The organism is Uliginosibacterium sp. TH139, from assembly GCF_002855595.1.
Classification (GTDB): Bacteria; Pseudomonadota; Gammaproteobacteria; order Burkholderiales; family Rhodocyclaceae; genus Uliginosibacterium; species Uliginosibacterium aquaticum.
Genome location: NZ_PKRR01000002.1, coordinates 71,726 through 95,059 on the forward strand (window position 1 = coordinate 71,726; position 23,334 = coordinate 95,059).

General features: G+C 62.1%; 15 protein-coding genes. 2 read left to right on the forward strand and 13 right to left on the reverse strand.

The genetic code is table 11. The features are described from left to right. Positions 1-15: 15 nt before the first annotated feature. The 5 genes from C0V76_RS04050 to sucC form a co-directional block, all read right to left on the reverse strand. A complete protein-coding gene (locus tag C0V76_RS04050) occupies positions 16-789 on the reverse strand; it encodes a 3',5'-cyclic-nucleotide phosphodiesterase (protein ID WP_101941106.1) in 774 nt (257 codons plus the stop codon). Between the two features lie 12 nt (positions 790-801). Continuing rightward, a complete protein-coding gene (locus C0V76_RS04055) occupies positions 802-1,548 on the reverse strand; it encodes an FHA domain-containing protein (RefSeq protein WP_101941107.1) in 747 nt (248 codons plus the stop codon). A 163-nt stretch (positions 1,549-1,711) separates the two neighbouring features. Next, positions 1,712-2,437 carry a TerC family protein gene (locus C0V76_RS04060; RefSeq protein WP_101941108.1) on the reverse strand — a complete coding sequence of 242 codons (726 nt, stop codon included), beginning with the start codon at positions 2,435-2,437 and terminating at the stop codon, positions 1,712-1,714. Between the two features lie 136 nt (positions 2,438-2,573). Then, positions 2,574-3,467: a succinate--CoA ligase subunit alpha gene (gene sucD / locus C0V76_RS04065; protein WP_101941109.1), complete on the reverse strand. Its 894-nt coding sequence runs from the start codon at positions 3,465-3,467 to the stop codon at positions 2,574-2,576. Between the two features lie 23 nt (positions 3,468-3,490). After that, entirely contained in the window at positions 3,491-4,651 is a 1,161-nt protein-coding gene (sucC, locus tag C0V76_RS04070) for an ADP-forming succinate--CoA ligase subunit beta (RefSeq protein ID WP_101941110.1), read from the reverse strand. A 383-nt stretch (positions 4,652-5,034) separates the two neighbouring features. On the opposite strand from sucC, the gene C0V76_RS04075 reads away from it, so the two are divergent. Continuing rightward, positions 5,035-7,257, forward strand: a complete 2,223-nt coding sequence (locus tag C0V76_RS04075) for a FimV family protein (protein WP_101941111.1) — start codon at positions 5,035-5,037, stop codon at positions 7,255-7,257. A 63-nt stretch (positions 7,258-7,320) separates the two neighbouring features. Here C0V76_RS04075 and C0V76_RS04080 read toward each other — a convergent pair whose 3' ends face one another. The 8 genes from C0V76_RS04080 to C0V76_RS04115 all read right to left on the reverse strand — a co-directional run bounded on the left by C0V76_RS04080 (position 7,321) and on the right by C0V76_RS04115 (position 21,757). Further along, positions 7,321-8,928 carry a PAS domain-containing methyl-accepting chemotaxis protein gene (locus C0V76_RS04080; protein ID WP_101941112.1) on the reverse strand — a complete coding sequence of 536 codons (1,608 nt, stop codon included), beginning with the start codon at positions 8,926-8,928 and terminating at the stop codon, positions 7,321-7,323. Between the two features lie 113 nt (positions 8,929-9,041). Further along, on the reverse strand, positions 9,042-11,279 hold the full coding sequence (locus C0V76_RS04085) for a 3'-5' exonuclease (RefSeq protein WP_101941113.1): 2,238 nt from the start codon (positions 11,277-11,279) through the stop codon (positions 9,042-9,044). A 76-nt stretch (positions 11,280-11,355) separates the two neighbouring features. Further along, positions 11,356-15,483: a CHASE domain-containing protein gene (locus tag C0V76_RS04090; protein WP_101941114.1), complete on the reverse strand. Its 4,128-nt coding sequence runs from the start codon at positions 15,481-15,483 to the stop codon at positions 11,356-11,358. Further along, entirely contained in the window at positions 15,480-16,403 is a 924-nt protein-coding gene (locus tag C0V76_RS04095) for a diguanylate cyclase (RefSeq protein ID WP_101941115.1), read from the reverse strand. Before C0V76_RS04095 ends, C0V76_RS04090 begins: the two co-directional genes overlap by 4 nt. 404 nt (positions 16,404-16,807) lie before the next feature. Then, on the reverse strand, positions 16,808-18,322 hold the full coding sequence (locus C0V76_RS04100; RefSeq protein WP_101941116.1) for a UxaA family hydrolase: 1,515 nt from the start codon (positions 18,320-18,322) through the stop codon (positions 16,808-16,810). A gap of 84 nt (positions 18,323-18,406) precedes the next feature. Continuing rightward, on the reverse strand, positions 18,407-19,915 hold the full coding sequence (locus C0V76_RS04105) for a tagaturonate reductase (protein WP_101941117.1): 1,509 nt from the start codon (positions 19,913-19,915) through the stop codon (positions 18,407-18,409). Positions 19,916-20,140: 225 nt separating this feature from the next. After that, complete coding sequence (locus C0V76_RS04110) at positions 20,141-21,085, reverse strand: sugar kinase (RefSeq protein WP_101941118.1); 945 nt, start codon at positions 21,083-21,085, stop codon at positions 20,141-20,143. A 207-nt stretch (positions 21,086-21,292) separates the two neighbouring features. Next, positions 21,293-21,757 (reverse strand): tRNA (cytidine(34)-2'-O)-methyltransferase, encoded by a 465-nt coding sequence (locus tag C0V76_RS04115; RefSeq protein WP_101941119.1) that lies wholly within the window; start codon positions 21,755-21,757, stop codon positions 21,293-21,295. 159 nt (positions 21,758-21,916) lie between these two features. Between C0V76_RS04115 and C0V76_RS04120 the strand changes: the two genes are divergently transcribed. Then, positions 21,917-23,332, forward strand: coding sequence for an efflux RND transporter periplasmic adaptor subunit (locus tag C0V76_RS04120; protein ID WP_101941120.1), 1,416 nt, complete (start codon positions 21,917-21,919; stop codon positions 23,330-23,332). Positions 23,333-23,334 lie beyond the last annotated feature (2 nt).

The following is a 23,334-nucleotide window of genomic DNA, read 5'->3' on the forward strand; positions in this document are numbered from 1 at the left end:
TGTGCCTGCGGACCTCTAGAGATCGAAAGTCTGGCCGTTCCCGAGCAGATGCAGATGTGGGCGCAAACGCCCGTCGTAGGCCAGCACTTCGCGGGCCAGCAAATCGGCATGGCCCGGCTTGAAGTGCGTAACGAAAATTTCCGGGCTTCCGTTCAGCCTATCCAGAACCCGGTGCAGCATGCTCGGCGAAAGATGCCGGGCTGCGTGCGCCAGATCCTGATGCGCATTCGGAAACGCCGCCTCTATCAAAAGATAGTGCAGATCTTCAATCGCATTCAGGGCGGCTACCTGTTCGTCACATACCGTGGTGTCGCCAGAGAACGCCAGCGCGCCCCGCTGCCCCCGCAATGCATATCCCTGAGACGGCACCGAGTGCAGGGCCGGAATCGGTGAAATAGCCCGCTCGCCCAGATGCACGGTTTCGCCCACTTTCACCGGCTGCATCCGCAGCAAAGGGTGGAGGCGATCCGGAATGGCGGTGAAATCAGGCCAGATCAGCCAGTTGAAGACATGCGCACGCAGAATGCGCAGGGTTTCCTCGCTGGCATAGAGGGTGATCGGACGCGAACGCAGGTCCGCCACGGTGTCGATCAACATCGGCAGCATTGCCAGGTGATCGAGATGCGAGTGCGTCAGGAACACATGATCTATCGCCATCAGCGCATGAAGCGAAAGCTCGCCTACGCCTGTCCCGCAATCGATCAGAATATCCTCATCAACGAGCAGCGAAGTCGTGAGGTTGGCTTTGCCACCAATCCCTCCACTACAGCCGAGAACCCGGATCTTCATGCCGGGAAGAACTCAGGCAGCGCCATTTGCACGCAGGTAGAACTCCATCTTCACGCCAGCAATCTCGATCACGTCATGATCGCCGAGGAGATGTGCCTGGGCATCGAGTTGCTTACCGTTGAGGATAGGGAAAGAGTCGCCTTCCACATGGGTGATGAAGTAGCCATGCGGACGACGCGTGATCACGGCCACCTGCACGCCTGGTTTACCCAGCGTGGTGAGCGATTTGGAGAGTTCAAGTTCGCGCCCGGCATTGCGGCCGCTGATGATCTGCACCACCCCCATCGGCTCGTTGCCTGACAAGGGCGCGGCCTCGCTCTGGGTGCTCCAGTCCTCACCATTGGTAATCGATGCTTCGGCACCGAAGCCCACCATTGTTTCCGTGTGCGCACGCGGCGCGCCGCCAAGCTTGTTGGCTTCGGAGGGGTTGATGAAGGCCTTCTCGAAAGAGTTGCCAAGGCTGGTGTCCACCGCATCCTTGAGAAACTTGATGCGGTATTTGCCAAGCTCGACGACATCGTTGTCCTTCAGCACATGCTTCTTGACCGACTGCCCATTCACATAAGTGCCATTGGTGCTGTTGAGGTCTTCAAGAAAGGCATCGTTGAGAATAGCGACGATCACCGCGTGCTCGCCACTGATCGCCAGATTATCAATCTGGATGTCATTGTGCGGCTTGCGGCCGATGCTGGTCCGCTCCTTGGTGAGCGGGATCTCCTTCAGCACCAGACCGTCCATGCTCAGAATCAGCTTCGGCATCTTGTCCTCATTGCGTCCTGTATGCGCCCGGGCTTTTTGAGTCCAGGGAGAATATCGCTCCAGTTTGCGCGGAGCCTAGCCATTAGTATGGCATCGCTACACGCAATCCGGCAGATTTCACACTTTTGCGAGCCGTCTGCGGGGCACAGACGGCCTGCTGGTTTCAGACGTCGGTCTTGCCGACCTCGGGCTTGCGCGCGCCGAGCATTTTTCCCAAGCCCCACACCAGCAACGCTCCGCCAACGCTGGCGGCGTACTTGATGAGACTGATCGGCTCACCGGCCGCATCCGCCGTCCAGGGCAGCAACACCGGATCGGACACCGCCATATGACCCGCGATCCAGCCCAGCAGCATGGCCCCCAGCAGGATCACGACCGGGTAGCGTTCCATCAATTTGATCACGATCTGGCTGCCCCACACGATGATCGGAATGCTCACCAGCAGACCGAAAATCACCAGAGGCATCTTGTGATCGCCCCCAGCACCTTCTGCAGCGCCCGCAATTGCGATCACGTTATCCAAACTCATCACGAAGTCCGCCACGATCACAGTCTTCACCGCAGACCAGAGCCTGTCACTCGCCTGGATGTTGCTGTGCTCGTCATCGCCCTCGGGTAACAGAAGCTTGACGCCGATCCAGATCAGCAAGGCCGCGCCGATCAGTTTCAGGAAGGAAATCTTCAACAGAGTCAGCGCGAAGAAGATCAGTATCACGCGCAACACGATGGCGCCCACCGTGCCCCAGATGATGCCTTTAGTGCGCTGCGCAGGCGCAAGCTGGCGACAGGCCAGCGCGATCACCACCGCGTTGTCGCCCCCGAGCAGGATGTCGATCATGATGATCTGGCCCACAGCCAGCCAGAATTCAGCGTGTAAAAAGAACTCCATTTTCTTCCAGCAAATAACAGGACAAAGAAGGCCGGAGCTTACCCGAGTCTGTCGCCAAACGGCTGACCTGAGACAGGGCAAGCACCCGAAAAAACAAAAGGCCGCTTGCGCGGCCTTTTGTGACACCCGGTGAGGATCAGAGCATGGCCTTGAGCAGCTTGCCCATCTCAGACGGATTACGCGTCACCTTGAAGCCACACTCTTCCATGATGGCAAGCTTGGCGTCGGCGGTATCCGCACCACCGGAGATCAGCGCGCCTGCATGGCCCATGCGCTTGCCGGCGGGCGCGGTCACGCCCGCGATGAAGCCCACGATCGGCTTCTTCATGTTTTCCTTACACCACAGAGCAGCTTCAGCTTCGTCCGGACCACCGATTTCACCGATCATGATGACTGCATCGGTATCAGGATCATCGTTGAAGGCCTTCATCACGTCGATGTGCTTCAGACCATTGATCGGGTCACCACCGATACCGACGGCCGAAGATTGGCCCAGACCGATTTCGGTCAGTTGCGCCACAGCTTCATAGGTCAGAGTGCCGGAACGCGAGACCACGCCGATACGGCCTTTGCGGTGGATGTGGCCAGGCATGATGCCGATTTTGATTTCATCCGGGGTGATCAGGCCGGGGCAGTTCGGACCCAGCAGCAGGGTGCGCTTGCCACCTGCGGCTTCCTTGGCCTTCATGCGGTTGCGCACTTCCAGCATGTCGCGGACCGGAATGCCTTCGGTGATGCAGATCGCCAGATCCAGGTCAGCCTCGACGGCCTCCCAGATGGCAGCAGCGGCGCCAGCCGGCGGCACATAGATCACGGACACGGTAGCACCGGTTTCCGACGCAGCTTCCTTTACCGAACCGTAGATAGGGATATTGAAGATCGACTCGCCAGCCTTCTTCGGGTTCACACCTGCCACGAAACAGTTCTTGCCGTTGGCGTATTCCTGGCACTTCTCGGTGTGGAATTGGCCGGTCTTGCCCGTGATGCCCTGGGTGATGACCTTGGTGTCTTTATTGATGTAGATGGACATGTCTTGAACTCCTCGCCGCGGCCTCAGGCCACTGCGGAAACGATCTTCTGGGCGGCCTCTGCCATGGTGTCGGCAGAGATGATGGGCAGACCGGAGTCAGCAAGAATCTTCTTGCCGAGGTCTTCGTTGGTGCCCTTCATGCGCACCACCAGCGGCACAGCCAGCTTCACTTCACGTGCAGCGGTCACGACGCCGTTAGCGATGGTGTCGCACTTCATGATGCCGCCGAAGATGTTGACCAGAATGCCCTTCACGGCCGGGTTCTTGAGCATGATCTTGAAGGCTTCGGTCACCTTCTCGGTGGTGGCGCCGCCGCCCACGTCAAGGAAGTTGGCCGGCTCGGCGCCGAACAGCTTGATGGTGTCCATGGTCGCCATCGCGAGACCGGCGCCATTGACCAGACAACCAATATTGCCGTCGAGCGAGATGTAGGCCAGATCAAACTTGGATGCTTCGATTTCAGCTGCGTCTTCTTCATCCAGATCACGATATGCAACGATGTCCGGGTGACGGAACAGCGCGTTCGGATCAAAGTTGAATTTGGCGTCCAGTGCCTTGATGTTGCCGTTGCCTTCGAGGATCAGCGGGTTGATTTCCGCCAGCGAAGCATCGGTTTCCATGTAGCAGGTGTAGAGCTTCTTGAAGGTGTCGACAGCCTTGTCCAGCGAGCCTTCCGGCACGCCGATACCCTTCGCCAGTTCCAGACCTTGCGCGTCGGTCAGACCGGTGGCCGGATCAACGAAGACCTTGATGATCTTTTCCGGGGTGTTGTGCGCAACTTCCTCGATGTCCATACCGCCTTCAGAGGAGGCCATCATGGCAACCTTCTGGGTGGCACGATCAGTCAGCGCTGCAACGTAGTATTCCTTCTTGATGTCGGCGCCTTCTTCGATCATCAGGCGACGCACCTTCTGGCCTTCCGGGCCAGTCTGGTGAGTAATGAGCTGCATGCCGAGGATTTCACCGGCGATCTTGCTCACTTCCTCCTTGGAGCGGGCCAGCTTCACGCCACCGCCCTTACCGCGACCACCGGCATGAATCTGGGCCTTCACAACCCAGATCGAGCCGCCGAGTTCGTCGGCAGCCTTGACCGCTTCTTCAACGCTGAAGCACGGAATGCCACGCGGAGTGACTACACCATACTTGCGCAGGATTTCTTTTGCTTGGTACTCATGGATCTTCATTTTTTTGCCCTTGTGTCGCACCGCACCCTCTGCAAGCGGGGTACTGGTACGGTTTGAGTCGTCTATGGAGTGAAACGCACGACGGAACCCCGGGCTCACGACCTTCGTCGTCTGTCCGCATGACTGCGGCCATCAAATCAGGGCACGTGTATCTCTGCAGGGTAGTTGGATTCTATACCGAATCTTATATAAGAGTACGCAAACGCCGCGGCGCAGCAAATGCGGGAATGCGCTTACAGGAAGATTCGGAACAGACTTCACGGGATTTGACGGCAATGACAATCCCTTTACAGGCAGGACTGCGTAATAAGCCACGCATTGCAACCTTTTCCGGGCTTTCCCCCGTATCAAACAAGCGCCTGAGCCCCTAAAATGAGGGACTGATGAGAGATAAAAACATCCGCATCATGCCCCACGCCAGACGCCTGCTGCCAGCCCTGCTTGCCAGCCTGGGCGCGGTCACCATGTGCGTACCGGTATCGGCCATGGGATTAGGCTCTGCCAGTACCACCAGCCGGGTCGGCGGCCCCTTGCGGATCGAAATACCGGTTCAGGCGGATGACGCCGAGCGCATCGAACTTTCCTGTCTGCGGCTGGCCTCCCGGCCGTCGGACTACGGTGATGACTTGCCCTGGCTGAGCAAAGCCAAGCTGAGCATTGAGCAACGCAATGGCCATCGCCTGCTGGTGATCAGCGCACCAAGCAACAGCCACCCGGCGCTGGTGCTGGGCGTGCAGGTGAGCTGTGGCATGGAGATGCGCCGCGACTACACCCTGCTGATTCTGCCTCCGGCACCTGAACTGCAGCCCGACATCCAGGCACCTGCCCTGCGCTCGACCCCCGTCGTGGAGGCTTCAGCTACGCCCCGCCTGCCGACAGTCAATACGCTCACGACACTTGAGGGCGACACGGCTCGCAGCATTGCCAACCGCTTGTACCCTGCCGACAGCTCTGCTCAGCGCCGCATGGCCCGTGCGCTGCTGGCCCACAACGCGAGTCGCCTGAATGGCCGCAGCGGCACCTACGACCGCCTGCCTGCCGGTCTCACGCTTGAAATCCCCGCCTTGCCCGCCAGCCTCGCCGTGCCCCCTCCGCGCGAACCCGGCACGGTGCCTACACCGGGCACTGCCGTGGCAGAACGCAAACCAGTGGCCAGTGCCCCCAAGCCTCCGCCGCACAAGAGCCACGATCGTCTGGTTGTCAGCGCTGCGGGTGACGAAGCTGCACTGCAGCTTTCCACCTCGATCGGAAAACGTCGCGAACTCAATGAAGACCAGCGTGGCCGCCTACGTACCGAGATGCAGCTGATTGCCACGCTGGATGAAAAGATTGCCACCCAGCTCGAACTGGCTGATCGCCTGCGCCAACTCGAAGCCTTGCAATCCCGCCTCAAGGAAGACGCGGATCGCCTGGAAAGTGAATTGCGCGCCCAGCGCGCCCTGCAGCAATCCGGCCCGGTCGCCGCCAGCACACCGCTCGCAGTGCCCGTCGCACCGCCGGCCGTGACGCCCACCGCCGGGACGAACAGCGCCTGGTATCTCCAGCCGCTGCTCTGGCTGGCCGTAGCGGCCGGCCTTGCTGCAATACTCATAGCCGCCCGCTGGGCCTGGCTGCGCCGCCGGCACAGTCCGCTTGAAGGTGAAACGCTGCCGCTGCCTGCCGGCAACGAGGCGGGGCTGGCCGGGCACCTGATCGAACCGCTGTCCGAAGCCGACATCTGGCCGGACGAAGAAGGCCATGCGCCGCAGACCAATCCGCGCCTGGCTGCCAGTATGGAGGGGGCACTTGGCCAGTTATCCGTCTCCGGGCTGGGGCCAGCTTCGATGCTGCAGATCGTGGAGGACGATGTCGAAGAGCATGACTCTGCTGTCGAACTGGCCGAAATCATGATGTCCTTCGGACGTGTTCAGGGTGCGGCGCAGACTCTTGCGGACTTCATCCGAGCCAATCCGAAGCAGGCCGTGAAGCCTTGGATCAAGTTGCTGGAGGTCTATCGCGCGGCCGACATGCGCAGCGAATTCGATGCGCTCACCAGCCAGCTGAACAAGACTTTCAACGTACGCACAGTGGCCTGGGACGAATTCGAGATTGCCCGCCAGGCACCGGAATCGCTGGAACACATGCCGCACATCCTGGCGCGCCTGCATGACACCTGGGGCCGCCGTGAATGCCAGGCACTGCTCCACGAACTGCTGCGCGACAACCGTCAGGGCACTCGCCAAGGCTTCCCGCTTGTCATCATCGACGAGATCCTGCTCTTGCTGGGTATTCTTGAGACCCAGATCGGCCCCTACCGGCCAGAGCCGGGGGACCCGACCCTTACGCCAATCGCCACCCCGTCGCGCAGCGCCAGCTTTACTGCACCGACCGCCCCACTGGCGGTACCCTCAATCGTGCCTGAGGAGCTGGTCACCCGCCCTGCCCCACGTGAGCCGGAGCCCACTGCAGCGGTGCTAGCCAAACCCGAAGCACTGCCTTTCTCCTCGAGCAACAGCCTTGGGCAGCTCGACTTCGAGCTGGACATGACCGATCTGAGCAAGACCCTGCACATCAATCTGGACGAACTCGGCGGCGACACCATCGCACCGGACGAATCACGCCACTAAGCCTGCCTAAGCTCTGCCGTGTCGCGGGCTCAGTCTTGCGGCCAACAACACATGCAGCGCGGCTCAGACCGTGCTCTCGCCAAAGAGCCGGAATACCTTCAGAGAATCATCAACCTTGCGCGATGAGCGGGTCATCGTCTCCATCGATTGCCAGAGTTCGCGCAAGCCCTCCTGACTCACCTGGGCCAGGCTCGAGATCTGCTCCATGTTGCCGGTGATCTCCTGCCCGGCCAGCGTCTGCTGATCCGAGGCACCAGCAATATGGCGAGCCAGATCGAGCGTACGATCGCTGGCGGACTGGACGGCCAGCAGACAATCAACGCTGGAGCGCATGGTTTCAGTGCTGGCCCGGGCGACATGAGAAGTCTGATCCATGGCCATATCCACCGAAGCGGTCAGGCGCTGGATGTCCTCAACCATGGTGTTGATCTCAGCGGTGCTGCGCGTGGTGCGCTCGGCCAGCTTGCGCACCTCATCGGCCACCACCGCAAAGCCTCGCCCGGCTTCACCGGCCCGCGCCGCCTCGATGGCTGCATTGAGCGCGAGAAGATTGGTCTGATCGGCAATCTCCTTGATGGTGTGAGTGATGCTGCCAATTTCGGCCACGGCCCCGTTCAGCTCGCCAATCTCGGCGCGTGCGCTATGTACTGCAGCCATCGCAGCCTCGGAGTTGGACATGCCCTTGGCCACGATTTCGCGTCCGCTCGCCACTTGCTCACGAGACTCTCCTGCCGCCTGCGCCGCCTCGCCGGAACTGCCAGCCACCTCCACCACAGACTGACAGAACTCCTCGGTCGCCGCGGCCACCGCCGAGATGCGATCGTACTGCTCGTCGATACGCTGGCTGATCGCATCGGCATGCGCATTGGCCATGCCAGTGTTGTGCAGGCTGGTGCGCATGGCTTCGCGGATATGATCGATGCTGACCAGCCAGCGCGTCTGCATCACCGAGAGTGCATTGCTCAGACGGCCGATTTCGTCCGCTCGGGCGATATCGAAGCGATGCGAGAGATCGCCCTCACTCATCGGCACGATGGCTTCATTCAGCCGCTGCAAGGGACTAAACAGACGCTGGCGCATCAGCAGCGCACCGACCGGCAGAAGCAGCAAGGCGAGCAGCGTTGCTGCGCTGCCCGTCCAGGCCGGCCAGGCCAATGCGCCCACGAAAAGGCTCAGCAAAAGGGGAAGGGCGATAAGGGCAAACAGGGCATAGCACTGCGCGGCCAGGCTCAGCGGTGAGGAAGACCTCGCGGCCCCGCGGGCCGCAGCATCCATGCCGGCATACGCAGCCTCGGCAGCGCTGATCTGCTGCTGCGTCGGACGGCGGCGCACCGACATGTACCCGACGGTGCCGCGATTGCGCGTGATCGGCACGATCAGCGCATCCACCCAGTAATGATCGCCATTCTTGCAACGATTCTTGACGGTGCCTCGCCAGGGCAAACCGGCCTTCAGATCGGCCCACATGGCGGCAAAGGCGGCGCGCGGCATGTCGGGGTGGCGCACGATGTTGTGCTGACTGCCGATCAGCTCATCACGGGCGTAACCACTGATAGCCACGAAGGCTTCGTTGGCATCCGTGATCTTGCCGTGAAGGTCGGTCTGTGAAACGAGATAGGCGTTGGCGGGGAGTTTGACTTCGTGACGAGTGACAGGCTGATTCTTGTTCATGGTGGCATCGGGTTGGCTGCGATGACGGGTCTGATTCGCCCGCCTTCAACCCTAACGGCTCGATACCGCCCGACTTTATGGCCACACAACAATAGTGGTCATATTCGAACCTGTCATACCGCTTCGAGCTTGGCCAGACTCAGCAACAGCCACTTCACGCCGGCCGAGCCGAAGTTGATTTGCAGCTTGGCGTCCTGCCCACTGCCCTCGGCGGCGATGATCACCCCGTCGCCGAACTTGGCATGGCGCACCAGCTGGCCAATGCGCAGGCCTGCGAGATCGCGGCTTTTCTGCACGGCGCCGGCTCCCGGATTCCGCTTCGCTGCATCCGGGCTACTGTGCTGGCTGTTCCAGGCCGCGTTGCGCGAAGGGGTGTGATAAGCCCCGGCCCCAAAACCGGCTTGCACGCGCGGCGTGAGCCACTTGAGCAGGCCTTCCGGAATCTCGTCGAAGAAGCGGCTCTTCATCGCGTAACGCGTCTGGCCGTGCAGCATGCGGCTCTGCGCCAACGTGAGGTAGAGGCGTTTTCTCGCCCGCGTCACCGCCACATACATCAGGCGCCGCTCCTCTTCGAGGCTGGCCAGATCATTCATGCTCTGCTCGTGCGGGAAGAGCCCATCCTCGACACCGGTGATGAACACGGCATCGAACTCCAGGCCCTTGGCCGCGTGCACCGTCATCAGCTGCACCGCGTCCTGCCCGGCCTCGGCCTGATGGTCGCCGGCCTCCAGCGAGGCATGGGCCAGAAAGCGTGAAAGCGGGTCCCCCGGCAGCGCCTCTTCTCCCTCAGCCGGCGGCTGCTCGGCTTCGTTCATGAAGTAGCGCGCGGCACTGACGAGTTCATCAAGGTTTTCCAGCCGCTCCTGCCCTTCGCGCTCGGCACGGTAATGGGCGCGCAGGCCAGAGGCATCGAGGATGTGATCGACGATCTCGTAGAGCGGCAGGCCATCGGTGGCGCGGCGCATCTCTTCGACAAGGCGCAGGAAGCCGCCGATGGCGGCGGCCGGCTTGCCCGAGAGGTGCGGCACGGTGGCGTAGAGGCTGGTGTTGAAGCTGCGCGCGGCATCCTGCAGCTGTTCCAGCGAGCGGGCGCCGATACCCCGTGTGGGGAAATTCACCACGCGCAGAAAGGCCGTGTCGTCATCGGAATTCGCCAAGAGGCGCAGATAAGCCAGCGCGTGCTTGATTTCCTGACGCTCGAAGAAGCGCAGGCCGCCATACACCTTGTAGGCCACGCCGCTGGAGAAAAGCTGATGCTCCAGCACGCGGGACTGGGCGTTACTGCGATAGAGCAAGGCCACATCGGAACGCGAAGCACCGTCACGGATCAGCTGCTGAATCTCCTCGACGATCCAGCGCGCCTCATCCATGTCGCCCGGCGCTTCATACACGCGGATCGGCTCGCCGCTGCCCTGATCGGTCCACAGGTTTTTGCCCAGACGCTTGGAGTTGTTGGCAATGATGGCGTTGGCCGCATCGAGGATGTTGCCGTGCGAGCGGTAGTTCTGCTCCAGACGGATCACGTTGGCCACCCCGAACTCGCGCTCGAAGTCACGCATATTGCCCACTTCCGCGCCACGGAAGCCATAGATGCTCTGGTCATCATCGCCCACGGCAAACACGGCGGCGGGTGCTTCGGCGCCGTGCGCGGCGAGCAGCTGGAGCCACATGTACTGCAGGCGGTTGGTGTCCTGAAACTCGTCGACCAGGATGTGGCGGAAGCGCAGCTGGTAATGGCGGCGGATCGGCTCGTGGCGGCTGAGCAGTTCGTAGGAACGCAAGAGCAGCTCGGCAAAATCGACCACACCTTCCTTCTGGCACTGGTCTTCGTACTCCTTGTAAAGGCCCACGCGCTGGCGCGTGTAGTCGTCCCAGGCCTCGACCTGGGCGGCGCGATGGCCGGCCTCTTTGTTGCCGTTGATGAAGTGCTGCAGCTCGCGCGGCGGGAATTTCTCGTCATCCACGTTGAGGGTCTTCAACAAGCGCTTGATCGCGGCAAGCTGGTCGGCCGTATCGAGGATCTGGAAGGTCTGCGGCAGTACGGCCTCGCGGTAGTGGGCGCGCAGCATGCGGTTGCACAGGCCGTGGAAGGTACCGATCCACATCCCGCGCGTATTGATCGGCAGCATGGCGCCGAGGCGCGTGAGCATTTCCTTGGCGGCCTTGTTGGTGAAGGTCACCCCGAGAATGCTCGCCGGGTTGGCCTGGCCGGTCTGCAGCAGCCAGGCGATGCGGGTGGTGAGCACGCGCGTTTTGCCCGAGCCGGCGCCGGCCAGAATCAGGGCGGCCTGCGGCGGCAGGGTGACGGCGGCGAATTGTTCGGCGTTGAGGTTTTCGAGCAGCTTGGACATGGAGGCGCAACTTCAGACGAAGCACGCATTTTACAGGGCTGCCAGCCACCGCCGGGGCGCAGACAAAGATTTCACCCTAGGCCTCGGCCAACAGCCCCTCCAGGAGCTGGGCGGCGGCATCGAAATCGAGCGCCGAGATCAGTACGGTCAGTTGTTCAGCCAGCTCGGCGCCGCACGCGCCGGGCAAGCCTGCGCGCAGGTATTCGAAGCTGTCGAGGGCATCCATGTCGTGCTGATGCAGCTGACGCAGCAACTGCTGAAGCGCTACACGATCTGCTCCGCTGGCAGGGCTGGTTGCCTGTTTGCGGGTTTCAAGGTGAGCGGTCATGGCGGGTAGGAGCAGATCCAGACTGATCTCGATCGCATTGAGCGCAGCCAGCGCGGCATCAGCATCGCCCTGCTGCATGCCGACCTCACCGAGCCGGGCCTGCTCCGAGAGTGCATTCGCACCGATATTGGCCGCTGTCGATTTCAGGGTGTGAAAGATCCGCCCGGCATCCTTGAAGCGCCCCTGCTCAAGATGATGGCGCAAGGCTTCAGGCAAAGGAGTCGCTTCAATGCAGAACTGCAACAGCAGTTCGCGAAACAGCGCCTGGTTATTGCCAATGCGGGCCAGGGCCTCACTCGTCTCGAGACCGGAGATGGCAATCACCTCGCCGGCCGGCGTGGATTCACCCGCATCTTCCGGCGACGCCGCCACGGTGTGGGAAAGGCTGTGGCCGAGCGCGCGTTCGAGGGTCTCGATGGTCAGCACGGCGTCCAGCGGCTTGCTGAGAAAATCATTCATGCCAGCGGCCATGCATTCTTCTCGCTGCCGCTGCAGCACGCCAGCCGTCATTGCGATCACCGGCAGCTTGATGCCCAGCTCGCTGCGCAGCAGGCGGGTAGCGGTGCAGCCGTCCATCACCGGCATCTGCACGTCCATGAGAATGGCAACGTACAACTCCGGATGGGCCCGCAGGCGATCCAGCGCCTCCTGCCCGTTGCCGGCCACATCGAGGATGGCACCAGCTTGCTGGAGGATGCCACGCGCCACCATCTGGTTGATGGCGTTGTCTTCCACCAGCAGCAGTCGGGCCCCACGCAGGGAGCGCGCCCTTAACTGCACTTCGGGCAGCTGCATGATGCGGCGCAGGTCACGATTATTGTCACGCCGCGAACAAGCCTGCATCACCGAATCGAGCAGCGTGGAACTGGTGACTGGCTTGATCAGCACGCCATCGAGCGACACCAGCAGCGGATCGGCATTGAGTTGGTCCCGCCCGTGCGCGCTGGAAACGGCCAGCACGATCGGCGGCAAGGCATCCGGCTTGCGCTGGCTCAGTTGCTGGAGCAGGCGACCCCGACCGCGATCGGGCATGTTCCAGTCAATCAGCACGATATCGGGATTGCGGCCACGAGTGATCACACGGGCCATGGCCTCGGACTCACTGGCGCAGCTCTCGCAACTCACGCCCAGAGCTTCGGCAGCCGCCACCAGGGCTCCGCTGGAACTATCGCTGCCATCCACCACCAGCAGATCCTGGATCTGCAAGCCCTGCAACGGCGGCGTCTGCGAAGCCTGACCTCCGGCCAAAGCCTGCATGCGCACGGTAAATTTGAAGCGGCTGCCCTGCCCCGGCATGCTGGTGACACCGATGGAGCCGCCCATCATTTCAACCAGCCGTTTGCAGATGACCAAGCCCAGCCCGCTACCGCCATAGCGCCGGGTGGTGGAGGTATCCGCTTGGGTAAACGGAGCAAACAGGCGCCCGATCTGCTCCTCGCTCATGCCGATGCCGGTGTCGCGCACCTCGCAACGCAGGATGATTTCGTCGCCCTCTCGCTGCAGCAGGCCGATGCCAACCGACACTTCGCCGTTGCCGGTGAACTTGATCGCATTGCCAGCCAGATTCACGAGAATCTGCTGCAGACGCAACTGGTCTCCCAGCAGGATGCGTGGCAGCGCCGGGTCGACCTGGATATGCAGATCAATATCCTTGTCAGCCGCGCTAACGGCCATGATGCCAGCCAGCGCATCGCATAAATCACTGAGGTGGAAAGGCACCGGAGCCAGCTCCATGCGCCCGGCCTCGATCTTGGAGAAGTCCAGGATGTCGTTCAGGATGCCCAGCAAGGCCTTGCCGGAGACTTCGATCAGGCGCAGTTGCTCGCGTTGCTCGGCATCCAGGCGCCCGAAGCCAAGCACCTGGGCCATGCCCAGTACCGCGTTGAGCGGAGTACGGATCTCGTGACTCATGTTGGCGAGGAACTCGCTCTTGCTGCGACTGGCCGATTCGGCGGCCTCGCGCGCCTCGCGCTGCATGCGTTCAGTCTGTTTGCGCGCGCTGATGTCGTAAGCAATCCCCATGAAACCCGAAATCTCTCCCTGCACATTACGCAGGGCCGTGACGGTCAGCATCACTGCTAGCGTGGAGCCATCCTTGCGTACATAGGTCCATTCGCGCGCTTCAGCTTCACCACAGCGGGCCTTGTGCACGAAAACTTCATAACCCTCGATGAGCAAACCAGTCTGTTGCGAGAGCTCCGCCCCACGGCACCTCAGCTCGTCTGGCAAATGGAAGATGGCGGGGGTTGCACAGCCAATGAGCTCGCCAGCCGGGTAGCCCAGCATGCGCTCCGCGCCGGTATTGAAGACGGTGATCAGCCCATCTTTATCCGACGCCACAATCGAAAACTCACTGGCGGCATTGATGATGGCCTGGAGCAGGTTCTGGGTAGCTTCGATGCGCTGCTCGGCGCTGTAGCGAGCAGTGACATCGCTGACCATGGCCAGGGTCTGATGCCCCTCCGAAGTATCCACCGGGCTCAGTGCAATTTCGAGTGGAAACTCGCTGCCGTCTGCACGCAGCCCCGTAAGGTAGCGCCCCTGCCCCATCAGCCGCATCACAGGAGCCTCCTCAAAACCTTCACGCAGGCGCTGATGCAAGGCACGCGCGCCTTCCGGCAGGAGGGTTTCCAGCGGCTGTCCGAGCAGGGAGCCTTCGGCGTGGCCGAACATGGCTTCGAGCCGCCCATTGAGCAAACTCATGCGCCCCCGCCTATCCACCATCACGATGCCACTGGGGCTGGCATCAATCACCTGACGGAAGCGCGCCTCGCTTTTGCGCAAATCAACCGTCATTTCGCGGGCTTTGGCTTCAGCCTGGGCAATCACCAGACGGGAGGAGCGCGCGCCCACCAGTAGCAAGGCAAACAATAAAAAGGAAGTCAGGATGCCGCTCGCCAGCACTACTTCCGGCAACTTGTCCGCCGTTTCGGACATGAAATTTTCATTGGGCGTAAAAACAGCCTGCCATTGCCTCCCTGGCAGCTCAAGCTGCACCTGGATCACAAGATCATTGCGTGCTGCGAGTGCCAGCTCCTTGGCGGAGTCAGAGGCGTAAAGCAAATGCGCAGGGCGGGTATCGGCGCCATCAAAAAGCTGCAGGTGCAGCAACCTATTCTCCTGATGACCGAAAATCCCTTCCATGAGTTCGGCCACGCGAAAGGCCGTAAACATGAAGCCGCGGATCGCCCGACGACGCTCACTCAGCGACTCCAACGGCACACCACTCAGGTACACCGGCGCGAACATCATGACGCTTGGCCTATCCTCCCCTCCGTCCAGAAACAACCTGACCCGGCCGGTTATGCTACTGCTGGCGCTATCCACAGCAAGCGCCATAGCCTCGCTGCGTATCGGCTCGATGAATTGATCGAGGCCCAATACACGCTCTTGCGCTGCGCGCGACCAAGGCTCACCGAACACGATGGGGGCATAGCGCGCTCGATCACCTTCAGGACGGACCCGATACTCACCCAAACCGCTCTGGCGCATCAGCCGCTCATGATTCGTCAGCTCATGCCGGTGGACCAGCTCGATATAGCCAACCCCCAAGATTCCCGGATAGCGTCGCTCCAGATCCAGGCCTCGATAGTAAGTTGAGAACTCCTCACGGGTTACCTCGTCACTGGCCTGCAGGAGGCCAGTGGCGCCCAGCAGGATCTGCCGATAAGCATCAATACGCTCCTCAATCAAACGATGAGCGTCCGCCACCCGCAACTCGAAGGTGTGCTGACGCACACCCTCGACATAGCGCAGCAAGGACTGCCAGGCCACCAGGCTCAAGATCAGTCCGAACATCAGGACCAGCCAGGGAATCGCATCCCTGAGGCGCCGTCGGACCTCCGCATCCGCCAACGATCCGGAGAGCTGTCTCATGTGCCACTCTCCGCCAGCATCACCCGGTTGCGCCCCGCGGCCTTGGCCCGGTACAGCGCGGCGTCCGCCGCGGCAACGATTTCATTGTTACCGCCGTCGATAGCGGGTTTTCCAGCGGCTACGCCAACACTGACGGTCACCATGCCAAACGATGAAATTTCGTGGGGCAGCGCCAGTGCGCGCACCCTTTCAACCAGGAACTCGCCGAAGCGACAAGCCTCTTCGCGTTCGGTATTGGGCAGAATCACCGCGAACTCTTCACCGCCATAGCGCGCCGCCATCTCTCCAGGCCGGCGCGCCGACTCCTCGATGCACAGAGCGATCTGGCGCAGGCAGGCATCGCCGGCCTGGTGACCGTAGAAATCATTGAAAGGCTTGAAATAATCGATATCCACGATCGCCAGCCCCAGCGGGCCTGGCGTGCGGCGATGGCGGCGACATTCGATCAGCAACTGTTCATCGAAGGCACGGCGATTGTGGATGCCGGTGAGGCCATCGCGCATGGCCAGCTCGCGCAACTGATCCCCCTGGCGCTTGAGGGTGAGATGGGTCTTGACGCGCGCCCGCACGATCGGCTCGGAAAGCGGTTTGGGAATGAAATCCACCGCCCCGGCGGACAGCCCCGCCACCTCGTGATCGACACCGGTATATGCGGTGATGAAAATCACCGGCACATCCATCAACTCGGGAGTTTTCTTGATCAACGAGCAAGTTTCCAGCCCATCGATTCCGGGCATCTCCACGTCCAGCAGAATGATGTCCGGCATCAACTCAATGGCCATGCGGATCCCGGAATCACCGCGTGTTGCGAAATGCACGTTGCCCATGTCACGCACGAAATGGCTCACCAGACGAATACTGCTGGGCGAGTCGTCGATAATCAGGATCTTTGCTTCGCGTTCAAGCGGACGGGCAGCCATGCGTGCATGCATCTCCAAGCCGGCAGCCCGAAACAGGCTGCTTAGCGGTTTATCGGATGCGCGCGGGGAGACTTGAACTGCATGGAAGGGAGGGATGGGCAGCCTGAGCTGGGTGCTGGGTGCTGGGTGCTGGGTGCTGGGTGCTGGGTGCTGGGTGCTGGGTGCTGGGTGCGCCAGATTGTGTAGGAGCGGCCTCTGGCCGCGAAGGCTTGCGGCCAGAGGCCGCTCCTACAAGATCAAGCCCACCGGAGCGAAGCTTTTAAATCAAACTTCGCCCGACGCAAAAATCGAGTGGCAAGCGTAGCGAGCGGCTCAAGGTCGCGAGGAGCATCGCAGCCGTACTGAAGTACGGCGAGAAGCACAGTCGCGAGATTGGGCCACGCTTAGCTTGCCACCGATTTTTTTTACATGACAGCGCCAATCTGCCAGGGCAGAAACTCGTCGTTGCCATAGCCCAGCTTCTCGCTCTGGGCCTTCTCGCCCGAGGCGTAGGCAATGATCGAATCGAAGATGCGCTGGCTGATCTCTTTCATCGGCACGCCGTCGAGCAGATCACCACAGTTCACGTCCATGTCCTCGCGCTGGCGATTCCACAGGGCGTTGTTGGTGGCAAGCTTGATGGTCGGTACGCCGGCACAGCCGAAGGCCGAGCCGCGCCCGGTGGTAAAGCAGATCAGCTGGGCGCCGCCGGCAGCCTGGCCGGTCGCGGAGACCGGGTCGTAGCCCGGGGTGTCCATGTACACGAAGCCCTTGGTGTCGATCTGCTCGGCGTACTCGTACACGCCCTGCAAGGTGGTGGTGCCGCCCTTGGCGACCGCACCGAGCGATTTCTCGAGGATGGTGGTGAGCCCGCCGGCCTTGTTGCCGACCGAAGGGTTATTGTCCATCTCGCCGCCATTTACGCTGGTGTAGTGCTTCCACCAGGCGATGCGGCCGATCAGCTTGTCGGCAATTGCCGGAGTCGCCGCACGGCAGGTCAGCAAATGTTCGGCGCCATAGATCTCGGGCGTTTCGGAGAGGATGGCGGTGGCGCCGTGGGCGACCAGCATGTCCACCGCGCCGCCGAGAGCCGGGTTGGCGGTGATGCCGGAATAGCCGTCCGAGCCACCACAGTTCAGACCAATGATCAGATTGCTGATCGGCGCATCTTCGCGCTGGAAGGCATTGGCCTTGGGCAGCATGGCTTCGACCAGTTCGATACCCTTGGCGATGGCCTTGGAGGTGCCGCCGAGTTCCTGGATGTTGACGCTGCCGAGCATGCCTTCGGGATAGGTGCCGAGTTGCTCGATGAGCGGCTGAACCTGGTTCATCTCGCAGCCCAGGCCCACGAAGAGCACACCAGCGAAGTTCGGGTGCTGGGCATAGCCGAGCATGGTGCGCTTGAGCGCCAGCATGCCCTCACCTTGGCTGTTCATGCCGCAACCGAGCGGGTGCGGCATCGGCACCACGCCGTCAATGTTCGGATAGGCTGCCAGCACGCTGCGCGAGAAGTGGTTGGCAATCGCCCGTACCACTGTTGCCGAGCAGTTTACGGAGGCGATCACGCCGATGTAGTTGCGCGTGCCGACCTTGCCATTGGCACGCTTAAAACCCTTGAACAGTGCAGGCTGAGCGACTTTCGGCGGATCGAAGCGAGCGGTACCGACAGCGTAGTCGCGCTCGAATTCGCCCACGGCGAGGTTCTGCACATGCACATGCTGGCCGGCGGCGATATCGGTCTTGGCGAAACCGATGATCTGGTTGTAGCGGCGAACCGATTCACCCTGCTTGATGTCGTGTGCGGCGACCTTGTGGCCCGGCGGTACGAGATCGCGCACAGTGCAGGTTTCGCCCGGAATGGCGTTGCCCGGCATGAGCTGGCGGGTGGCGATCACCACGTCGTCATTTGCGTGAAGGCGGATGGCGATGGAAGCGTCCATGATGGTTCCTTGCGTACTGGTAGGGTGCGCACTGCGCACCGTTTCGTCATGTGTCGGGAAGAGTCCGCGTGCGCGGTGCGCACCCTACAGATTTGCCATCGCGGCCTTAACGCCCTGTGCCTTGATGGCCGTCAGCGCGCGCGTGACCTGCTCGGTCAGCCCCGCGACAGCGTTCAGATCCTCGCCCCACAGGCGCGCATCGCCGAGCATGCTGCGCACGCGACCGGCAAGGTCTTCGCCAGCCTGCCAACCGCGCCAGGCTTCGCCCAGCGCGGAGAGGATCTCGGCGTTGTCGCGGATCGGGTAGCTACCCGCATCACGTTGCCCCACGAATTCACCCTTGGCATCGAAAGTGCCCTGATAGAAGTTCAGCAGCGCGGCCAGCGAGAAGGACAGGCCTGCCGGCGCCTTGCCATGCACAGCCACGTAATCCTTGACCGTCGGCAGCACGCGCACCTGCCACTTCGACACCGAGTTCAGCGCAATCGAGATCAGCTCATGACGGATATGCGGATTGGCGAAGCGCTCCATGATGGTGTCAGCGTAGGCGCGGCGTTCGGCATCGGGCAGCGGCACGAAGGGCACGATCTCTTCGAACATCACCTGCTTGAGGTACTTCGACACCACCGGGTCTTCGGTCATCTGCTCCACGGTATCCAGCCCGGCGCTGTAGGAAGCCAGCGATGAGGCGGTGTGGGCGCCGTTCAGGATGCGCACCTTGCGGGTGCGATAGGGCTGCATGTCGTCAGTCCACACCACGCCGAGCCCGGCCTTGTGCAACGGAATTTCGTCGGCCAAGTGCGCCGGGCCTTCGATCACCCACAGCAGGAAAGGCTCGGCGGCCACCAGCAGCTTGTCTTCGTAACCGAGTTCTTCGCAAAGCTTGGCAGCCTCGGCAGCCGGGTAGCCCGGCACGATGCGGTCAACAAGGGTATTGCAGAAGTGATTGTGGGCCTTGATCCACTCGGCAAATGCGGCCGGCAAACCCCAAGCTTCGACGTGCTGCAGCACGGTGGCGCGCAGCTTCGTGCCATTGGCTTCAATCAGCTCGCAGGGCAGGAAGACCAGGCCGGACGCGGCCGTGCCGCCCAAAACTTGGTACCGCGCCCATAGCAGTGCGGCGATCTTGGCCGGGAAGTTGTCCGGGCAGGCAGCCCCCTGAGCTTCGGCCACATACGCGATGCCGGCTTCGGTGGTGTTGGAGATCACGAAACGCAGCGCCGGATCGACGGCCAGGGCCAGCATTTCATCCCATTGCGCGTACGGGTTCAGGCACTTGTCCACACAGCTCACGATGCGGCGCGACTCGAAGGTCTGGCCGCCTTGCACGCCGCGCAGCAGCACGGTGTAGAGGCCATCCTGGGCATTGATCAGGTCGGCAATACCGCGCGCCAGTGGCTGAGCGATAGTCACGCGGCCATTGAAATGCCCTGCCCCGTTGGCAATATCGATCAACCAGTCGGCAAACCCGCGCAAGAAGTTGCCGTCTCCGATCTGCAGGATCTTCACCGGCGGCTTGCCTGCCGCAGCGTCCAGCGAGTACTCGGCGCGCACCTGAGTGGTGGCAAGGGTCGAACGATTCAATGCAAGCACGGACTGCCTCCCGAAATGAAGTCACGCGGCTCAGCGCCCCAAAAGCGGCCAGTACGCCTGACAAATTAAAGAATTTGACGCATATTAGTTCAAGTTGTCTGACAACTCAAGCAGATGTAAACCCTGATCACGGGCCGGCTACAAGCCTCGAGATGAGCGCCGACGCTAACGAAAAACGGCCTGTTCCGCGAGGAAACAGGCCGTTTGGTCGGGCTGGGATAGTCCTTAGCCGAAGAAGAAAACCGGCATCGCCGCGAGCGGGATGATCGCCCCCGGATACTGGACCACGATGGAGGCCAGCTTGTTGCCGTAGCGACCGGCGATTTCGGGCGGCTGGCCAGCCAGACGGGCAGCCAGATAGCCGCCGGCAAAGGAGTCACCGGCGCCGGTGGTGTCGACGACCTTGTCCACACGGAAGGTCGGCACCATGATCGGCTCCTGGCCGCGCACGCGGATCAGGGTCGGGTCAGCACCGCGCTTGACCACCACTTCCTCACAGGGCAGCGAGTAGGCGTGGGCCAGGGCGGACTCTTCATCCAGACCGTAGAGCGCGGCATTGTCTTCGAGCGTGATCAGGGTCAGGTCAGCGTTGGCGAAGGCGCGGTCGTACCATTCGGTCGTGCGCGGATCGCCACGCCACACGCGGGGCCGATAATTGTTGTCAAAGAACACCTTGCCGCCGCGCTTGCGCAGGCGATCGCCCAGCTCGAAAAGGGTCTCGCGACCGGAATCCGGCAGCACCGCCAGCGAGATACCGCTGAAGTACAGCACATCAAGGTCGTCGATATTCTGCTCGAGCAGGCTGTTGTGCTCCTGGCCGACGAAGAAGTCCTTGGCCGCCGACATGTCGCGCCAGTAGAAGAAGGTGCGCTCGCCGGAGTCGTCCACCTGGATGGTGTAGAGGCCGGGCATCTTGCCTTCGACCCTGCGCACCATGCGCGTATCGATACCTTCCTTTTGCCAGGCTTCGACCATCTTGGCACTGAAGGCATCCGTGCCAAGCTGGGTGGCGTAGGAAACCTGGATGCCGCTATCCGCGCCGAGACGGGCCAGATACACAGCAGTGTTCAGGGTATCGCCGCCAAAGGTTTGCTGCATGGTGCCAAACATCTCGCCGCGCAGCTCGATCATGCATTCGCCGAAAAGGGCGATCCGACATTTCTTTTCCATGTGTTTTTTCCTGCTGGATTCGCGGGTTCGACGAGGGGGTCGCCGCCCGATCAAAATTCTAAACAAGTTCGCACTGCGGAACGCCGTGCCACCAGGGCTTTGCTGCCGGACGATGACTTAAATCAATCGCTTCGCCATTGTGCCATTGCCAAAGCTGATTCAGCACCCGACCACCGAGCATAAGTGCAGGAAGCATGACGAGCGGGATCACAGCCCGCCGGCAAAGCCCAGCTGCCGCCAGGCCTCGTAGGTCACCACGGCGACCGTATTGGAGAGATTCACGCTGCGCACATTGGGCATCATCGGCAGGCGCAATCGCTGCTCTGCGGCGAACTCGGCCAGCACTTCGGCAGGCAGGCCACGCGACTCAGGCCCAAAAACCAGCACATCACCGGGCTGGAAGGCCACCGTGTCATAGCGCACCGTGCCCCGCGTACTCAGGGCAAAGAAGCGCCGTCCCGCGAGTTTGGCCCGGCAGGCGGCCCAGTCGGGGTACTGGGTGACGACCGAAAGCTCGGTGTAGTCCATGCCTGCGCGCTGCAGCTGCTTGTCGGAGAGCTCAAAGCCCATCGGTTCAACCAGATGCAGACGCGCGCCGGTATTGGCGCACAGACGAATGATGTTGCCCGTATTGGGCGGAATCTCGGGTTCGAAAAGGACAATGTCGATCATCCCGGCATTATCCCTCCGGTTGCGCCTGTACGACAGTTCTGCCACCAATCCAGTGCCGGCCATCAAGCTGTCAACCGGCACAACCGTTAAAGCAATTAAAGTACGACCAAAGTCGTATCTAAGTATCTGAATTGGTTCGAGTAAGAGCCGAAGCAAGGAATGACGAACAGCCTCCCCCAGCGCCCTGCCGAAAACCCGCACCCCTCACGCGAGGAGGGCGAGCACCTGCTCGCCTGTCTCAACGCAGCCTTGGCCTACAGCCGTTTCGAGGAAGCGGCGGCGGCCGTATGCAGCGAATTGCAGGCGGTATTCGGCTGCGAGCTGGTTGCCCTTGGCCTGCTGCGCGGGCGCAGTGTGCGGCCGCTGGGCTGGTCCGGTGTGGCTGATGCGCAGGCGGCACTGGCGCTCGGGCGCAAGATCGGCGCAGCCATGGATGAATGCGTGGATCAGCGCTGCAGCCTGCGTTATCCAGCCGCCGCCGGCGACCCGCCCCGCATCACTCTGATGCACGCAGAGCTCGCCAGCGCGGATCTGGGAGCAGCGATCCTGAGTGTCCCCCTGCCCGCTCGCCTGGAAGCTGTGGGCTGTGTGATCCTGCTGCGCGGCGAGAAACAGCCCTGGAGCGATGCCGAACGCAGCATGGCCGAGGAGATTGCCGGCCTGCTTGGCCCGGTGCTGCTCCTGCGCCAGCAAGCGGACGAGCCATTGCGCCGCCGCCTGCTGCGCCAGCCGGGCGAGTTGCTGGAAAAACTTCAGGGTCCGCGCAGCCTGCGCCTGTGGCTGGGCCTGCTCGGCGTGGCAGGCTGTCTGCTTGCCGGTGGCCTGATTCCGGTGGCCGACACGGTACGGGCCGAAGCGCGTCTGCAGGGCGAGATTGAACGCAGCATCACGGCCCCGGCCGACAGCTTCATTCAGGATGTACTGGTACGCCCCGGCAGCAGCGTTGCCGAAGGCGAATTGCTGCTAACCCTGGCAGACCAGGATCTGAAGAGTGAGCAACGCCGCCTTGAGAGTGAGCATGCGCGTCACCGCAGCGAACTGGCCGAAGCCTTCGCGCGCCAGGACCGCGCCCGCATGGTGGCCAGCCAGGCCAAGGTCGAGGAGGTCGGCTCGCAGCTCGATCTGATCACCGACCAGCTCGCCCGCACACGCCTCACAGCGCCCTTCCCCGGCGTGGTGATCCGAGGGGATCTGCAGCAGCAGGCCGGTGCGCCGGTCAAGCGCGGTGACGTGCTGCTGGTGATCTCGCCACTCAGTGCCTGGCGTCTGATCCTGCAGGTTGATGAACGTGACATCGCCCGCCTCGCCGCCGGCCAGCGCGGCGAGGTGAGCTTTGTGGCCCTGCCCGGCGAGCGCTTTGCGCTGCGCGTGAGCCGCATCACGCCGGTCGCTCGGGTAGTGGACGGTCGCAACGGCTTCGAAGTGGAGGCCACCCTGGAGGGGCGCAGCCAGGCCGTCCGCCCGGGCCTGGAAGGCGTGGCCCAGCTCCACATGGGCAGGCGTCCGCTGTTGGCCATCTGGGGCAGCCGTCTCGCGGACTGGCTGAGCTTGCGCCTGTGGTCCGTATTCGGCTGAAG

Bases quoted from the DNA above. Each gene is read 5' to 3' on its own strand.
- C0V76_RS04085 (WP_101941113.1), bottom strand. From the start codon at position 11,279: ATGTCCAAGCTGCTCGAAAACCTCAACGCCGAACAATTCGCCGCCGTC.
- C0V76_RS04075 (WP_101941111.1), top strand. From the start codon at position 5,035: ATGAGAGATAAAAACATCCGCATCATGCCCCACGCCAGACGCCTGCTG.
- C0V76_RS04100 (WP_101941116.1), bottom strand. From the start codon at position 18,322: ATGGACGCTTCCATCGCCATCCGCCTTCACGCAAATGACGACGTGGTG.
- C0V76_RS04120 (WP_101941120.1), top strand. From the start codon at position 21,917: ATGACGAACAGCCTCCCCCAGCGCCCTGCCGAAAACCCGCACCCCTCA.
- C0V76_RS04060 (WP_101941108.1), bottom strand. From the start codon at position 2,437: ATGGAGTTCTTTTTACACGCTGAATTCTGGCTGGCTGTGGGCCAGATC.
- C0V76_RS04110 (WP_101941118.1), bottom strand. From the start codon at position 21,085: ATGGAAAAGAAATGTCGGATCGCCCTTTTCGGCGAATGCATGATCGAG.
- C0V76_RS04095 (WP_101941115.1), bottom strand. From the start codon at position 16,403: ATGGCTGCCCGTCCGCTTGAACGCGAAGCAAAGATCCTGATTATCGAC.
- C0V76_RS04090 (WP_101941114.1), bottom strand. From the start codon at position 15,483: ATGAGACAGCTCTCCGGATCGTTGGCGGATGCGGAGGTCCGACGGCGC.
- sucC (WP_101941110.1), bottom strand. From the start codon at position 4,651: ATGAAGATCCATGAGTACCAAGCAAAAGAAATCCTGCGCAAGTATGGT.
- C0V76_RS04080 (WP_101941112.1), bottom strand. From the start codon at position 8,928: ATGAACAAGAATCAGCCTGTCACTCGTCACGAAGTCAAACTCCCCGCC.
- C0V76_RS04055 (WP_101941107.1), bottom strand. From the start codon at position 1,548: ATGCCGAAGCTGATTCTGAGCATGGACGGTCTGGTGCTGAAGGAGATC.
- C0V76_RS04115 (WP_101941119.1), bottom strand. From the start codon at position 21,757: ATGATCGACATTGTCCTTTTCGAACCCGAGATTCCGCCCAATACGGGC.
- C0V76_RS04050 (WP_101941106.1), bottom strand. From the start codon at position 789: ATGAAGATCCGGGTTCTCGGCTGTAGTGGAGGGATTGGTGGCAAAGCC.
- sucD (WP_101941109.1), bottom strand. From the start codon at position 3,467: ATGTCCATCTACATCAATAAAGACACCAAGGTCATCACCCAGGGCATC.